The organism is Lacrimispora xylanolytica (genome assembly GCF_026723765.1).
GTDB classification, from domain to species: domain Bacteria; phylum Bacillota; class Clostridia; order Lachnospirales; family Lachnospiraceae; genus Lacrimispora; species Lacrimispora xylanolytica.
In genome coordinates this window covers 1145970-1161823 of the sequence record NZ_CP113524.1, presented here as the reverse complement: position 1 = coordinate 1161823, position 15854 = coordinate 1145970, and the positions used below count along the sequence as shown (strand labels likewise).

The 15854-nt window shown below is 44.6% G+C and carries 18 protein-coding genes and 1 riboswitch; of the genes, 2 read left to right on the top strand and 16 right to left on the bottom strand.

The features are described from left to right. Positions 1 to 18: 18 nt before the first annotated feature. Complete coding sequence (locus tag OW255_RS05590) at positions 19 to 510, top strand: hypothetical protein (RefSeq protein WP_024836888.1); 492 nt, start codon at positions 19 to 21, stop codon at positions 508 to 510. A 62-nt stretch (positions 511 to 572) separates the two neighbouring features. Here the strand turns inward: OW255_RS05590 and OW255_RS05585 are convergent, their stop codons facing one another. The 15 genes from OW255_RS05585 to OW255_RS05515 form a co-directional block, all read right to left on the bottom strand. After that, on the bottom strand, positions 573 to 1088 hold the full coding sequence (locus OW255_RS05585) for a transcription repressor NadR (protein WP_268115908.1): 516 nt from the start codon (positions 1086 to 1088) through the stop codon (positions 573 to 575). Between the two features lie 15 nt (positions 1089 to 1103). Continuing rightward, positions 1104 to 2816, bottom strand: a complete 1713-nt coding sequence (locus OW255_RS05580; protein WP_268115906.1) for an ABC transporter ATP-binding protein — start codon at positions 2814 to 2816, stop codon at positions 1104 to 1106. Continuing rightward, a complete protein-coding gene (locus OW255_RS05575; RefSeq protein WP_268115904.1) occupies positions 2807 to 3580 on the bottom strand; it encodes an energy-coupling factor transporter transmembrane component T family protein in 774 nt (257 codons plus the stop codon). The genes OW255_RS05580 and OW255_RS05575 overlap by 10 nt, the downstream gene beginning before the upstream one ends. 18 nt (positions 3581 to 3598) lie before the next feature. After that, positions 3599 to 4201 (bottom strand): hypothetical protein, encoded by a 603-nt coding sequence (locus OW255_RS05570; protein ID WP_024836892.1) that lies wholly within the window; start codon positions 4199 to 4201, stop codon positions 3599 to 3601. Positions 4202 to 4203: 2 nt separating this feature from the next. After that, positions 4204 to 4959: a nucleoside phosphorylase gene (locus tag OW255_RS05565; protein ID WP_268115902.1), complete on the bottom strand. Its 756-nt coding sequence runs from the start codon at positions 4957 to 4959 to the stop codon at positions 4204 to 4206. Positions 4960 to 5059: 100 nt separating this feature from the next. After that, the gene (locus tag OW255_RS05560) at positions 5060 to 6469 is read right to left on the bottom strand and encodes a L,D-transpeptidase family protein (RefSeq protein ID WP_024836894.1); all 1410 of its coding nucleotides are present in this window, start codon (positions 6467 to 6469) and stop codon (positions 5060 to 5062) included. Between the two features lie 88 nt (positions 6470 to 6557). Continuing rightward, positions 6558 to 7310, bottom strand: coding sequence for an ABC transporter ATP-binding protein (locus OW255_RS05555; protein WP_024836895.1), 753 nt, complete (start codon positions 7308 to 7310; stop codon positions 6558 to 6560). A 15-nt stretch (positions 7311 to 7325) separates the two neighbouring features. Continuing rightward, complete coding sequence (locus tag OW255_RS05550) at positions 7326 to 8348, bottom strand: ABC transporter substrate-binding protein (protein ID WP_268115901.1); 1023 nt, start codon at positions 8346 to 8348, stop codon at positions 7326 to 7328. Positions 8349 to 8370: 22 nt separating this feature from the next. Further along, complete coding sequence (locus tag OW255_RS05545) at positions 8371 to 9132, bottom strand: ABC transporter permease (protein ID WP_024836897.1); 762 nt, start codon at positions 9130 to 9132, stop codon at positions 8371 to 8373. Further along, a complete protein-coding gene (locus OW255_RS05540; RefSeq protein WP_024836898.1) occupies positions 9101 to 9397 on the bottom strand; it encodes a thiamine-binding protein in 297 nt (98 codons plus the stop codon). The genes OW255_RS05545 and OW255_RS05540 overlap by 32 nt, the downstream gene beginning before the upstream one ends. An 85-nt stretch (positions 9398 to 9482) precedes the next feature. After that, positions 9483 to 9594: riboswitch (TPP riboswitch) on the bottom strand. A 141-nt stretch (positions 9595 to 9735) separates the two neighbouring features. Continuing rightward, positions 9736 to 10227: a transcriptional repressor gene (locus OW255_RS05535; protein ID WP_024836899.1), complete on the bottom strand. Its 492-nt coding sequence runs from the start codon at positions 10225 to 10227 to the stop codon at positions 9736 to 9738. A 48-nt stretch (positions 10228 to 10275) separates the two neighbouring features. Beyond that, on the bottom strand, positions 10276 to 10413 hold the full coding sequence (locus tag OW255_RS05530; protein WP_034597746.1) for a FeoB-associated Cys-rich membrane protein: 138 nt from the start codon (positions 10411 to 10413) through the stop codon (positions 10276 to 10278). A 63-nt stretch (positions 10414 to 10476) separates the two neighbouring features. Further along, positions 10477 to 12660 carry a ferrous iron transport protein B gene (gene feoB, locus OW255_RS05525; RefSeq protein WP_268115900.1) on the bottom strand — a complete coding sequence of 728 codons (2184 nt, stop codon included), beginning with the start codon at positions 12658 to 12660 and terminating at the stop codon, positions 10477 to 10479. A 72-nt stretch (positions 12661 to 12732) separates the two neighbouring features. Next, on the bottom strand, positions 12733 to 12951 hold the full coding sequence (locus OW255_RS05520) for a FeoA family protein (protein ID WP_024836901.1): 219 nt from the start codon (positions 12949 to 12951) through the stop codon (positions 12733 to 12735). 16 nt (positions 12952 to 12967) lie between these two features. Further along, positions 12968 to 13180 (bottom strand): FeoA family protein, encoded by a 213-nt coding sequence (locus OW255_RS05515; protein ID WP_024836902.1) that lies wholly within the window; start codon positions 13178 to 13180, stop codon positions 12968 to 12970. A gap of 186 nt (positions 13181 to 13366) precedes the next feature. Between OW255_RS05515 and OW255_RS05510 the strand changes: the two genes are divergently transcribed. Continuing rightward, the gene (locus tag OW255_RS05510) at positions 13367 to 13726 is read left to right on the top strand and encodes a metal-dependent transcriptional regulator (protein WP_024836903.1); all 360 of its coding nucleotides are present in this window, start codon (positions 13367 to 13369) and stop codon (positions 13724 to 13726) included. A 36-nt stretch (positions 13727 to 13762) separates the two neighbouring features. On the opposite strand, the gene OW255_RS05505 is transcribed toward OW255_RS05510, so the two are convergent. After that, on the bottom strand, positions 13763 to 15820 hold the full coding sequence (locus tag OW255_RS05505; RefSeq protein WP_268115898.1) for a M13 family metallopeptidase: 2058 nt from the start codon (positions 15818 to 15820) through the stop codon (positions 13763 to 13765). Positions 15821 to 15854 lie beyond the last annotated feature (34 nt).

The following is a 15854-nucleotide window of genomic DNA, read 5'->3' as shown; positions in this document are numbered from 1 at the left end:
CCAAAGGAAATCTTGTTCATGACCCGTTATACTCCTGTTTATGGAACCATCAGTTCCATTACTCCATTAAAAACCTCGGCTCTGGACCATAGCTGTTCTATTCTGATCTCTGTTATGAGCCAAAGCCTCGGTCAGGTGAATTTTGTCGTTAATCCCAATACTTATGTCTTGGGCCAGCATACCTTTAAAGAAGGAGATCCCATCATTGCTATTTATGATACCAGCGCTCCTGTTCCCTTAATCTATCCGCCACAATTCACTGCAGTGATGCTTGCAAAAAATGAAGATGGATTTCAGGCTATGTTTGATTATTTTAACGAGGACCTGCTTAATACCGACGAGACTTTAAAGCTTAATATCTCCGATTCTACCAACGTGCTTCTGCCCAATGGGCAAACCTTTTTTTACAATCCGGGAGGCCACTACCTTCTTGTTCTTTACTTATTTACCACCCGCAGCATACCGGCTCAGACCACGCCACAGTCTGTCATAGTTTTTTGCTCGGAATAAACATATGAAAAATACCTGGCTCTCATTCATACTTCTTTTAAGAGCCAGGTATTTTACGTGCCTTATTCTTCCACCAGAAAGCCTTTATTCTTTAATTCCTGTTGAATTCTGTCTAAATTCTTTATGGAATCCGCCGCCACCGTGTGGTAATGGCAGCCATTGGTAAGCGCCTTTAAAGGCTGGTCCTTCGATGTCTCCAGGGCTTCTACAAATTCCTCTGCATCCAACCGGTTATTAATGATTAAATCCACATGGATCTCACCGTAGACCTCATGCTCGATGGACACGTCAAGAAGCCTGCCGCCATAATCCACAATGGTCTGAAGCTCACTTAAGGTATCTTCTGTTCTGTGTGTGGACCGAAAGACTCTTACAAAGCTTTCCTCCTCTTTTCCTGGCTGGCGGCGAAGTACATATCCTTTGTTCGTGGAAAGAATCTCCGTCTGCTCCGCCCGCATCAGGGCCACATCCTGAACAATGACCTGCCGGCTCACTCCCAGCCGTTTTGCAAGCTCTGTACCGGAAACGGGCATGTCCTCCTGGCTTAAGATTTGTATTATTTTTTGTCTGCGTTCCATTCCATCCAATTTTTATTAATCCCTGCCTTTATCTTTGATATCGTCTGCTGTTAAAAATATCCCCTGGTATCCCAATGCCTCACACAGCCTTGTCATATGAGGCTGTTCAAGTCTTGCCGTACTTAAGCTGTCCTTATCATAGAAAACAGCTTCTTTTGGTCCGTCTGCCAGCACCTTTCCATGAGCCATGACAATGACCCGGTCAAAGTATTCTGCTACAAAGTCCATATCATGAAGAATCGCCAGGACAAATACTCCCTTGTCACTGAGCTTTTTTATGATTGAGCCCAAAAGCTTACGTCCTTTTATATCCTGAGCAATGGTTGGCTCATCTAAAATCAGCACCTTTGGCTCCATGGCAATGACAGAAGCAATGGCCACCATCTTACGTTCTGAAAGATCCAGATCATAAGGATTTTCCTGCTCCCATTTCGTCATATCGACCATGGAAAGGGCCTCTCTGGCCCTTTTTCCAGCTTCTTCCCGGCTCATGCCAATATGAAGAGGCCCTACCATTACCTCATCGATTACCTTGTTTTTGAAAATCTGATCATCAGGGTTCTGGAACACATAGCCCACCACTCCCGCCAGCTTTGCAACAGTTTTTTCCGAAATATCTTCTCCGTTTAAAAGGATCTGGCCGTCACCCGGCTTTAGCAATCCTTTCAAAAGCCTCACTAAGGTGGTTTTACCCGCACCATTTTGACCGATGATGGCTGTGGGCTGTTTTGATAATTTGAGAGACAGGCTATGGATCACCAGCTTTTGTGAGGTATAGCCAAACTCCAGATCCTGAATTTCAAAAAGCACTTCTTGTTCCTTTGAGACCTCTTCTTCCCATAAAGTCCCTTGTTTTTCTATTTCTCTGCCGGAAAGAGTTTTTGGAAAGCTGTCCTTTTTCTCCACGGTTTGTGATAAGGTAACCGGATACTCTTTTTGATCCCCTGATTCCCTGTAGATTTCAAGTTTCTCACACACCTTTGTATAGACCGGTGGTTCCACTCCATACTGTTCTAAATCCGCTCTGGAAAAAATACGTTCCGGTGTATCATAGGCAATCTGTCTTCCCTGGTGCAAAAGAAGGATCTTATCACAGTATTCTGCCAGCTTTTCCATCTTGTGTTCTACCATCAGTATGGTGATGCCGGATTGTTTTAAGGCCTCTACCACCTGAAAGACCTCTTCGCTTCCCTGAGGGTCAAGCTGAGAGGTTGGTTCGTCAAGAACAATGACTTTTGGCTCCATGGCCAGTATGCTTGCGATTGCCACTCTCTGGGTCTGACCTCCGGATAAGTCAAATGGGTTCCTGTTTTTATAGTCTAAAATGTCCAGGCGGGAAAGATTATCCTCCACCCGTCTTATGATTTCCTCTCTGGGAATCCCCAGATTTTGAAGGCCAAAGGCAACCTCCTCAAACACCGTTTCCTTGGCTCCTGATAACTGGTTAAACGGATTTTGAAACACCAGCCCCACATGACGGCAAAGTTTAGCTACCGGTGTTTTAGCCGCCTCCATACCATGAATCATGAGCGTTCCGCCATAGGCTCCCCGAAACATGGAGGGCACCAGTCCCACAAAAGCCTGACATAGAGTGCTCTTCCCTGCCTTATTTTCCCCGATGATTCCAATAAACTGCCCTTTTTCCACAGTAAAATCAATTCCGTCAAGAGCCAGCTTGTCCGTATGGGGATAGCGGTACTTTAACTGTTTCACCTCAATCAGAGCCATACACGTATCCTCCATATGAGAGCTGCAAAGAGAAGAACCGCCATCATGGCTATAAATCTCTTATCTTCTCCCCGTAATTTACGATCCTGTAAAAAGGTCTTTTTCTCTTTGGAATCAAATCCACGGACTTCTAAGGCAATGGCCCTTTCTCTGGTATTGATTAATGAACTGTTTACCACTGGAGAAATGAGGGGAAGAAATGCCCTGGCTCTTACCAGTATATTGCCTTCTGTCTCCATGCCCCTGCTTCTTTGGGCATCCAGTATGGTATTCATGGTTCCCATCATCTGAGGGATAATCTGAAACACAGAACAGATCATATAGCCGAATCTGGGAGAAAATCCAGCCTGTTCTAAATCATCCACAAGGACTGCTGGTCTGGTCGTCAGCACAAGGACCGCAAAGGCAAGGAGCATATTTAAGATATTAAGCCCTATCTTAAGTGCATATAAAAGCCCTTCCCTGTAAAAGACGAGAGGTCCCAGAGTAAAAAGGATCTGTTCATTTTTCTGATTAAAGAGTCCGTGAATCAAAAATACCGTAAGAATAATGGTAAATGAAAACGCGATGAGAGGCAGAATTCTTCTTCCGATTTTTCCTGCTGCAATCAGACAAAAGCTTAATCCCAGGCTAAGGACATATAAACGGAAACCGCCTCCGATGAGAGGAATGGCAATGGCTGCTGCAATGTAAAATAACTTGGAAAAGGAATGGAGTCTGGTTAAAAAGGTATCCTGATCCACATAAAGACTGATGCTTTTCATAATTAACCGCCTTTTTCTCTAATCCAGGCTTACAACTTCATCATCAATGTCATACAGTGAGGTAAGTTTCCTGGGAAGTCCTTTCACAATGGCAAACACGATCAAAAGAGTAATAAACTTGTCTGGAACATCTACCACCACTTCATCTAAAAATGAGCCTAAGAAAACTGGAAGCCCAGAAGCCTGTGACCATGCAAACACTGCATCTCCCCAGATATTTCCGGTGGTTCCTCCCCAGAAGATAATGTTTAAAGGGGTGGAAATAACAACGGCTGTCAAGCCTGTGACGCAGGCTGTGAATAAGGCACCCCCCAATGATTTCATATGGCCCAGTCTTGCCATGATTCCTGCTGCCGCGCCGATCCCAAGACTTGTTAAGGCATATACAAGAGTAATGGAATCCCCGGTGGTAAAACCAAAGATCAGATTGTTGGCAGCTCCGCAGATCCCCCCGATTACAGGCCCTCCAAGAATTCCGCCAATGCAGGTTCCAATGGAATCCAGCCAAAGTGGCAGCTTTAAAACAGAAGCAAATAATTTTCCCAGATAATTGATACCAATACAGGCTGGAATCAGCACAAAGCAGGCTGCATTCCATTTCGTTTTAAATAACTGTTTCATTTTCATATTCTCCCTTCCTGGTTCTGACTGATCCGAACAAATGCTTGAAGTGCCGTAAGAATCTCTGCTTGTTCTCCCCTCATCATAGCTGATTCACCGCCGGTATAAAGGTTTATGTTCTCTTCTAAGGATTCCTCATACTGGACTACGGTATTCAGGATGGAAGCAGTTTTTACTCCCCGTAAGCCTCCTGTCACAAACAGCGCCGCAGTTTCCATATCAGAGCCAAGGACACCCTTTTTTGACCAGTACTCACATATTTCCTTTTCTTCGTCAATATAAAAGCTGTCATGACTTCTTATGATCCCTGCATGACAGGGAACTCTCGATTCTCTGGCGCTTTCCATTAAGGCCATAAAAAGCTGGGGGTCAGGGACTGCCGGGTAAGCGGAATCTACATAGGATGAGGAGGTCCCGTCGTTACGAACGGCACCACTTGCTATGATTAAATCTCCCAGAGAAATGCCTTTTTTAAGAGCACCACAGCTTCCAATCCGTATCATGGCCCTGACTCCGATGCGGTGAAGCTCTTCTACCGCTATGGCCGCCGAAGCGCCACCGATTCCAGTGGATACAGCCATCACCTCAACTCCCCGAAAGCTTCCCTTTAAGCTTCGAAATTCCCGGTTAAACGCCAGCTCCCTTACATCCTCCAAATAGGGGGCAATCCGGTCAAGCCGTTTTGGGTCTCCGGGTAAAAGAGCAAAGGGGGCTGCCTGTTCCTTGGAAAGCTTTAAATGCGGCATGATTTCTGACATCAATGTCTTCTCCTTTCTGCCATTTAATGTCATCAATGTAACACAAAGGGATTGTCTTGTCAATCTGTTGCCAGGTGACAAGACAATCCCTTTCTTTTTCTTAATAAAAGCAGATAACCGGTATTCCGGAATAAACAAGACTGTAAAGGTCTTTCGCCTTTTTGGGAGGCAGATTGACACAGCCATGACTTCCGCTGTTTTTATAAATAGCTCCGCCGAACTTACTTCTCCAGTTGGCATCGTGAAAACCGATTCCACCGTTAAATGGCATCCAGTAATCTACATGACTCTCATATTCATAGGTCCCGTCCGCCTTTTTATCTCCACGAAGAATCCGGTCCGTCTGCTTATAAGATAAGGTATAGATTCCTTCGGGTGTGGTATAATTCTTTGATACATTTCCAGTGACACAGGGAGCGTCCCAGACTAGGGCTCCATCCTTGTACATGTAAACATGCTGGGCAGACATATCCGCTTCTACATAGGTTCCACCCCAGTCATTGTTCCGGTCTGCGGCAGCTTTTAAGTACTTGGGTTCCTTCGTAATACTTTGTCCGCCGCGAATGGCAGCGATCAGCTCCCCAACCTCAGCCGGCTGGTTGATCTGCCAGCCATAAGCACCGGATAAGCTTAAATCCCTTCCGCTTGTGGTACGGAAATTTCTTCCCCTGCCGGCAGTGTCGTACTTGTCTCCCAGGGTCTTTACGTAGGCGGCAGCCTTTTCCTGATTCACCTGAATGGAGCCATCTGCCCCAGCGGTAATCCAGGAGCTCAGCTCCTCTCCTAAAAGAACCTCGGTTCTGTTTCCAAAAGTATATGTAATCTGCATCTCCCTGACCTTATTAAGTGCCTCGCACTGTGCCTTTAAGCCAGGGTCATCCTTTGTAACGGTAACCGCGTCATAGCAGCCGGAATCTTCTAAGCTGATTTCCCGAAGTTCCTGGTTCAGCCCGCCTTTTACTACTTCCTCCAGCTTTCCCATGTTCACGCTGTTTCCCTGCACCTCCGGGAGAATGGTGAATGGCTCCCCCTGTTGAAAGGCGGATATCCTTGCATTTACCGTAGTTACGACTCCCTGTCCGCTTACAAAAGAAAGGCCATTCAGCTTTTCCTTTAGTTTTCCTTCATCAAAGGCCACCGTGCTTTTTAAGCTGCGGCTGTTGTCCTCGGCAGGTCCTGCTACGCGGCCTGAGGCGTTCTGCTCATCCAGGATGCTCTTTAATCCATCGGTAATCACCACCTGATATCCGATGTCAGAGCCCTTGATGACCTCCGCCTTTCCGTCTTTTGTCTTAATCGTTAAGTTATATTCTCTTCCATAAAAGCCTTCTATCTGTACTTTTGCTTCCTCCACTGTCATACCGCCCACAAAGACTCCGTTGATCTTTGTTCCAGGCACAAACTTTAAGGAGGCATCTGCCAGTGCATTCCCCTGTCCTGCCAGAATAAATACCCCTGTCAGAACCAGGACTTTAGCCATTGTAAGTACATGATTTCTTTTCCTGTCCATTTCCTCAAATCCTTTGCTGTATTTTATGGAAATCATTTCCATACCTGTCTAGGGTAACACGATTTTAAGGGAATAACAAGCGTCAAATTTACCTAATTTTTCCATCTAGTAAATGCTTTGTGATCTCTCTTTTGTATTCCAGGAATTCTTCAGACAAGTGAAACTCTACGCTTCTGGGCTTTGGCTCTTTGATCAGAATCTCTCTGGTTATCTTTCCGGGAGACCCGGTCAAAAGGCAGATACGATCCGATAAAAGAATGGCTTCGTCAATATCGTGGGTGATAAAAAGAGTGGATAGCTTAATCTCCTCCATCACCTTTAAGTACCATTCATGCATGGCGTGCTTGGTAAGCATATCAAGGGCTGAGAATGGTTCATCCAAAAGGGCAATGGGCCTTTTAAATAAATATGTCCTTAAAAGAGCTGCTCTTTGCCGCATACCGCCGGAGAGCTGGGAGGGATATTTTTTTTCGGTTCCTTCTAAGCCAAACAGCTCAAAGTATCCGGCTGCTTTTTCTCTGGCCTCCTTTTTTCTCATTCCGGAAAGCAATAGGGGAAGAGCCACGTTATCAACCACCGTTCGATATGGAAGGAGCAGGTCCTTTTGAAGCATGTAGCTGACGTTACCTGGTTTCCCTGTAACCTCTCTTTCATCAATAAAAACGTGGCCCTCCTCCGGCAGGCTGAGTCCTGCGAGAATCTGAAACAGGGTGGTTTTTCCTCCTCCGCTTGCTCCAAGAAGGGAAACCAGCTCCCCTTCCTTAAGTTCCAGAGATACACCTTCTAAAATCGTTCTTCCTTCAAAAGACTTTTTTATGCCTTCCGCCTTTAAATGTACCATATAAGCCTCCTGATTTTACTGTGGCAGGTAGTCGTTGGAAAAGCCAGTGTTTTCCGGTATTGCAGGATTAGAAAGTCCATTGTCGTTAAGCCAGTTGTAAAATCCGTTCCAACGCTTGGGGTCCATATATCCCCATACATCCACTCCAGCCTGATATTTATCAGCAAGGTATTTCTGGCTTGCCAGGACAAGGCCTTTATCAAGCTCTGGAGCTGCCTTACATAATATTTCTGCTGCTTCCTCCGGGTTCTTTGCTGCGTCTTCATACCCTTTGCTAACGGCACCAAGAAACGCTCTTGCCGTTTCCGGATCATTCTTTAAGAAATCATTACCGGCTATCATAACAGGTGTATAATAATCAAACACCGGATTTAAATCTGCAAATTGAAAATAATCGGTATCCAGTTTTTCTTCTTCCATCTTAACGCCTGCCCAGCCATAGAAAATCCAGATGGCATCCACTGACTTTGTTTTTAAAGCAGAAACTTCATCGGTCACTGTACTTGGAATCATCTCTATTTTGGAGAAATCTCCGCCATCCGCTTCCACCACATCTTTTATCATGGCTTTTTCCACTGGATTATCCCAGGTAGCATATTTTTTCCCTTCCAGTCCTTTGGGAGTATCCATGCCTTCCCCTTTTCTGGAGATAATTCCAGAAGTATTATGCTGAATCACAGCTGCCACAGCTGTAATCGGTAAGGCATTATCCCCAACCAGTGCCGGGGCCATGGTATCCTGAAATGCCATGCCAAATTCCGCTTTTCCTGAGGCGACTAAAACGGCTGCCCCATCTTCCGGTGGCTGTACAATATCAACAGAAAGTCCGGCATCTTTAAAATATCCTTTTTCCTGTGCAATATAAAGGCCTGTATGATTGGTGTTAGGCGTCCAATCAAGAACAAATGTTACTTTCTTTAAATTCTCTGCTTCTGTATTACCTGTCTGCGTTTCCTGCTTCTTACAGGCACTTAAGGATGCAGTAAGTGCCGCTGCAAGTAAAACTGCTTTCCCTGCTTTTCTTATGATTTTTTTCATTGTTTCCTCCAAATTAATTCTGTTAGATTTCTTCCCATGGCATACATTTTTTCGAGAGGTAGTCAACCCCCTTCATGAGAAGAAGGCTGATGACTGATATGAGAATAATCACTGCGAACATTTTATCAAAGGCAAAGGCCTTTTTCACCCGGGTCATATAGACGCCAAGGCCGCCAAATCCCCCCAGCCATTCGGAGATGACCGCACCTACTACTGCATAGGATGCGGAAATCCTCAGGCTGGAAAAGAACTGCCCCATGGCTCCCGGAAGCTTGATATAACGAAAAATACTTACATTTCCTGCGCCCATGGACCGAAGCAAGGTGACTTCATCCGGATCAACGGATTGAAAGCCGGAAAGGAGTCCGATGGCAACAGGAAAAAATGTGGTCAGCACAATCAGTATGATCTTTGGTGTCATTTCATAACCAAACCACAATACTAAGAGAGGGGCTAAGGCCACCGTAGGAATGGTCTGGGTAAGTATAATCACCGGATAAATTGCCCGGTAAAGTCCATGAAAATGATCCATGATAACAGCGATAAAAAATCCCAGTACCACTCCAAGAAAAAGTCCTGCAAATGCCTCTTTAAGCGTTATCTTCCCATGCTCCATCAGTGCCGGAAACTCCGTGATCAGTGCACGTCCCACGCTGGCGGGAGACGGCAGAAGATAGGCTTCTATGATACCGGCGGAACATATCCCCTGCCACAGGAGCAAAAGCCCCAATACCGCGGAACAGGACCAAAGCTTATTGGTGATGCTTTGTGACTTTCTTATCAATGGTCAATACCTCACCTTCCGGCCGGTAGGTAACTTTAATATAAGCGGCCACAGAAGGAGCGCCTGCACGAATGGCGATATGCTGGCATTCCTTTACAATATCCATCAGTTCATCATAATCTCCTTCAATGGCAGTCTCAAACGGCCCAACATAATAAGTCAGTCCCGTGCTTTTAATATAATCAATAACTTCATCTACAATACGGATTAAATCCTCATCATTCTTAGCCTCTGGAAGTGTTTGAATTGCTACGCTTGCATTCATATGTGTTCTCTCCTTTTCCTGTTATGTGCGTTATGCCCAGTAGGGCTGGTATGAAAAAACCCGCCCGGATATCCGGGCGGGTTAACAGGCAGAGCCTGAAAGTTTCCTACGCTGGCATTATCCAGATCAGGTTACAGGGTTTAAAACAAGACGGTTTTATCTCAGCCGGACTTCATCCAGCACCCCTTTTTAATTTTCTTTGAAAGTATACATCGAACCAGCGGGAATGTCAAGCTGGCCGGGTCCCAATGGGTATTGAATGGCTGCTGTCACTTTCAATCTGGTTCCTATATTCCTATGTTTTACTCGTCTTTTAGTTAGCAAAGGCTAACCGTCAATTAGTAGCATCCGGCCTGTTCACATTCGCAGGGCTTTACGGAAATAGAAGAAATCTTCTGATCGTTTAAATATCCGCAGGCGGATAGTCCTGCCCGTACTACCAGATTCCAGTTCTTTGCAGATAAATGATATGTGGTTTCATCGTCAAGAATCACTGTGCAGGCATTTTCCATAGAGCAGGTTTCTGAATAAGCAATCTTATACATGTTCTTTCTGCTGATGGCACCGATCTCTTCCAGCACATTTACCATACGGTAAACCGTTGCAGCTCCAATGCTTTCATCCACTCTCGACGCTTTGTAATAAATCTCTTTACAGCTGGAGCACTCATGTTCCAGAATTATATCCAGCAGCGTGAGGCGCTGTTTAGTTATTCTGCATCCTTTTTGCTTTAGTCGCTCAATAATGAGGTCCTTCTGCATTTTAGATGTACGATAGCTTCTGGAGTCGGTTACTTTTCTTTTTTCACTGATTACATTACGATTTTCCATATTGGCACCTCCGTTTACTGGTATTAATTCGTTATTAATTGGTATCGATTAGCTGCAATGTCCTCCGCAGTCCTTACAGGACTGACCGCACTGAATGGATTTTCCGTTCTTCTTATCACGGACCATGCTTCTGACTGCCAATGAAACTGCGCCGATAACGGCTAAGAGTACAACCACTGTTCCCATAATGAGCCTCCTCATATGTTGAGCCTGCATCTTCATGCAGGCTCTTTCTACGTGTACCGCGACTTATTTGGCGCCTGCCACACTTTTAAAATTTGCTTTTGAAACTTTACTGTCTTTGCCTGGTCTTACCAGAAGGAAGATAAATCCTGCAATCAATGCAAATGCAACGATTGTAAATACTCCAAAGCTTCCTGTGGTAATGAGTGTACCAATCTGGTAAACGCAAAGAGCCACTACATAAGCGAGGAGCGTCTGGTAACCTACTGCATACCAGAACCATCTGGCGCTGTTCATCTCTCGTTTGATGGCACCCATAGCAGCAAAGCAGGGAGCGCAGAGAAGATTAAATACCAGGAAGGAATAAGCAGCGATAGAAGTCATGCTTCCTGCAAGAGTTCCCCAGATTTCGCTTCCGTCTTCTGCCACTTCTGCAAAACCGTAAAGAATACCAAAGGTTCCTACTACGTTCTCTTTTGCGATCAGGCCTGTGATCGCAGCGACAGCTGCTTTCCAGTTGCCCCAGCCAAGAGGAGCGAATAACCAGCTGATGGTACTTCCCACTGCTGCCAGGATGCTGTGATCAAGTTCAAGGGTATCAAGAAGTCTGAACTGTCCGTCCACCCAGCCAAAGTATGAGGTAAACCATACTACGATGGTTGCAAGAAGGATGATGGTACCAGCCTTCTTAATAAAGGACCAGCCACGTTCCCACATGCTTCTTAAAATATTTTCTACTGTAGGCATGTGATATGCCGGAAGCTCCATAACAAAGGGAGCCGGATCGCCGGAGAAAATCTTTGTCTTCTTTAAAATGATACCGGAACAGATAATTGCTGCAATTCCAACAAAGTAAGCACTTGGAGCTACCCAGGCAGCTCCTCCGAACAACGCACCTGAGATCAGAGCAATAATCGGAAGCTTGGCACTACATGGAATAAAAGTAGTTGTCATGATAGTCATCTTACGGTCACGATCATTTTCAATGGTACGGGAAGCCATGATACCAGGAACACCACAGCCACTGCCGATCAACATTGGAATGAAGGATTTTCCAGAAAGACCGAATTTACGGAAGATACGGTCCATAATGAACGCAACTCTTGCCATATATCCGCAGCTCTCAAGAAAAGCAAGGAATATAAAAAGTACTAACATCTGAGGTACGAAGCCAAGAACAGCGCCCACACCAGCGATAATACCATCTAAAATCAATCCCTGAAGCCAGTCTGCACAACCCACTGCAACCAGGATGTTTTCTGCTATGACTGGAATTCCTGGAACATCAAGGCCAAAGAAGGAAAAGCCTTCACCAAACAGGTTATCATTGGTCCAGTCCGTAGCCCAGCCGCCGACGGTAGTTACAGATGCATAGTATACGAGGAACATGATAGCCGCAAAAATAGGCAGAGCAAGAAACCGGTTGGTAACAATCCGGTCGATCTTATCAGATATTGTAAGCTTATCCCGTTTGCTTCTTGTGTAGCACTCATTGATAATGGAAGAGATGTACACATACCGCTCATTGGTAATAATGCTTTCCGTATCATCGTCCATCTCACGTTCAATTAAGGTGATTTCTTCTGATACATCCGGTACCCGCTTTAACTGGGTTTCGATCTTACTGTCTTTTTCTAAAAGCTTAATTGCAAAGAAACGTTTCTGCTCTTCTGGCACATCGTTTCCTAACTTTTCCTCGATGGAATCCAATACGCTTTCAAGCTCCGCCTGAAATTTGTGTACCGGAACTGTATTTTTCTTTCCATTGGCTAATGCAACTGCTTTTTCCGCGGCCTGAGAGATACCAGTTCCCTTTAAAGCGGAGATTTCTACAACTTCACAGCCCAGCTTCTGGCTTAATTTGCTGATATGTATCTTGTCTCCGTTTTTCTCAACGATATCCATCATGTTGATAGCCATAATGACTGGAATTCCAAGTTCCATCAGCTGGGTGGATAAGTAAAGGTTACGTTCGATGTTGGTTCCGTCCACGATATTAAGAATCGCATCCGGCCTCTCTCCGATTAAGTAGTTTCTGGCTACTACTTCTTCCAGAGTATAGGGAGAAAGGGAATAAATTCCAGGAAGATCCATGATGATAACATCCTTATGACCCTTTAACTTTCCTTCCTTTTTCTCAACCGTAACGCCGGGCCAGTTCCCCACAAACTGATTTGATCCCGTAAGCGCATTAAACAGCGTTGTCTTTCCGCAGTTTGGATTTCCTGCTAATGCAATCTTAATTGACATACTCTACCTCTTTCTGCCTGTCAGCATTAATATGTTTGGTATTAGTTTTACCTAACTCATCTGTAAAAAAAATTATTCCACAACAATCATTTCCGCATCAGCCTTGCGAAGGGATAATTCATATCCTCTTACGGTGACTTCAACCGGATCCCCAAGAGGTGCGACCTTCCTTACAAAAATGTCCACGCCTTTTGTGATGCCCATATCCATGATTCTTCGTTTCACAGGGCCCTCACCTGTCAGCTTGGTAACCTTGACTGTTTTTCCTACTGGGATTTCCTTTAATGTCATCTTCTTTTCTCCTTCTCTAGCCTACAATAATCTTATTGGCCATATCTCTTCCGATTGCCACTCTGGAATCTTTTACATTAACAATCATATTTCCTCCGATTTCAGAAACAACAGTCACAACTCCACCTGTAACAAATCCCAGGTTCTCTAAAAACCGTCTTGTTTCTTCTTTTCCTCCGACTTTACGGATTACATTTGGTTCTCCAGCTTTTACCATTGTCAAGGGCATCCTTCGTCATCTTCTTTCTTTTATATTTATTGATAATCAATTCCATTTCCTGTAGGTTAGTATATGCTAACCCAGGGAAGTTGTCAATATCTTTATTAATATTTTTTATCAATAAATTTTTATTTGATGTTATGTCATCGGTATGATATACTAAAATAACTATTTTAGATTGAGGTGACGCTAATGATGCATACCAATGAATCATCAGAAAACTACCTGGAAGTCATACTTGTATTAAGCAAGACACGACCTGTGGTAAGATCTGTGGATGTAGCGGAAGAGCTTGGTTTTAAAAAATCCAGTGTCAGCGTTGCTATGAAACATCTTCGTGAACGAAATCACATTACGGTTACAAAAGAAGGATTTATATATCTGACGGAAGAAGGCAGGGCGATTGCAGAGATGATCTATGAAAGACATGAACTTCTATCCAATTGGCTTGTTACCCTTGGAGTATCCAGAGAAATCGCTGACGAAGATGCCTGCCGAATCGAGCATGTCATCAGCAAGGAAAGCTTTGACGCACTGAAAAAACATATTAATTAAAAAAAGGACCTGTTACGGTCCTTTTTTCATGCTTCACTACCAGATCTTCACCCGTTTCTCCGGGGGGACGTACATACCATCTGTCTCCTTGATCTCGGGATAAGCGAAGTAAAAACCATCTGTGGCACTTAACACTGCGTTCACCCTCACCTTTGCCGGGGAATGGACATCTGTGTTAAGTCTCTTAATCATGGCCTCAGGCGTGTATTTAGAGGCCCAGATGGTGGCATACTGCCGAAACAGATGGCGCAGGGCTTCTTTGTCGTCTCCTGCAATGCTTGTAATGCTGGCCAGAGCCCCTAAGTCAGCGATGTTTTCATTTAAGGTCTGGGCACCGTTTACATGGCGGCCCTCATATCCCTCCTGGCTGTCATAATAAGCTTCCACCTGACTGGCCAGCTCTTTAAATTTGGCTCGGTCTTCCTCTGTCCACCATACATGATAATTTCCATTTTCATCGTATTGGGAGCCGGAAGAATCAAAGGCGTGGCTGACCTCATGGGCAATGACCATACCAATTCCTCCCAGATTGGAAGCGTATAACGCATTGGAATCATAAAAGGGAGGCTGTAATATGGCGGCCGGAAATACGATTTCATTTCCCGTGGGGTTATAATAGGCGTTGACCGTCTGAGGTGTCATGGCCCATTCCCCTTTATCCACCGGCTTTTTCACCTTCTCTTTTTCCACCTCATTCCTTGCTTTTAGCAGGGAGAGGACATTGCCTATAAGACTTCCTCCCAGTTCTGAAGACAAGACTTCTGCGTTTTTATAATTATCTGGCCATTGGTCGGGATAGCCTATTTTAAGGGTCATATGGTCCAGCTTTTTCACCGCTGCTTCTTTCGTCTTTTCCCCCATCCAGTCCAGAGCCATGATTTGCTTCTTATAGGTATCAATGATGGTTTCTGCCATGGCCTTAATGGCTTCTTTGTCTTTTTCTGAAAAGCATTTCTCCACATAGAGGCGGCCAAATTCAAAACCAAGCATATCCTGAGTCATCTCACTTGCCAGCTTCTCATCGGATTTTGTTTCCTTTATACCATTCTGGATTTTGTGCCAGTTCATATAGTTATCCCGAATCTCAGGAGTCAGATACCCGGCAAAATCATTGATGAGGCTAAATACCGCGTAATTTTTAAGAAGAGGCAGAAACTCTTCGTTTAAATATCCGCTGATTTTCTTTAACTGTTCTTGTTCTGTTACCACAAGGCCTGGCTGCTTTGAAAGTCCGGCTGCCTGCAGGAATATGTCTATGGTGCCGTCTGGGAACATCTCCTTTAACATCTCAGGTGTGTAAGGGTTATAGATGATTTCCGGGTCCCCTTGTTTGCTTAAAGGAAGGGCACTCTTAGCCAGATCCTTTTGAAATGCCAGGATATCTGCTCCCGCTTTTTTCGCATCCTCCTGGCTTAGGCCAGAGCTTTCCATGATCTTTTCTATATAGGCCTGGTAATTCTTTAGAAGTTCTGATAAGGACTCATCTTCCAGAGTTTCCTTTCCAGGTCCAATATCTGCTCCGTTTAGATAGAGTGCATAGCGGCTGGAATCCTTCATATCCTCATACCACTGGGGAAGAATGAGGCTCCCAACTCCTAAGTCGGAATAAACCGTTCCCAATGCCTTCATATATTCTGATACACTTTTTGCATCTCTGATACTGTCAATATAAGGGTTCAATGGTTGAAGACCGGCATTTTTTCTTCCTTCCATATCAAGAGCTGTCAGATAGAAATCCCCAATTTTCTGCTGGATGGACCCTATCTTTGCATTTGCCCGGTCATTGACTGCACTTTTTAGTACACCATCTAAAATATCATAGGACTTCTTATCCAAATCATAAAAATAGCTCCATTGATTGGAATCCTTTGAGATTTCTTTTTCACTGAGCACCTTTTGATTCACATAATCATAGTAATCCGTTGCCAGGGCCTTTCTTTCTTCTTCCGACTGGGCACTTTCTGCTGTTCCGGAGACATTGACCGGCTGGGCCTTTGTTTCCTCCGGGTCAGCCTCCTTTTTTTTGCTGCATCCACTTAAGATAAATGACAGTGCCAGAACAAGTGCCAGGAATAAGCTGATGGTTCTTTTCATAAGTTCCCCTTTCTCTTTCATTCCTTTTATTGGA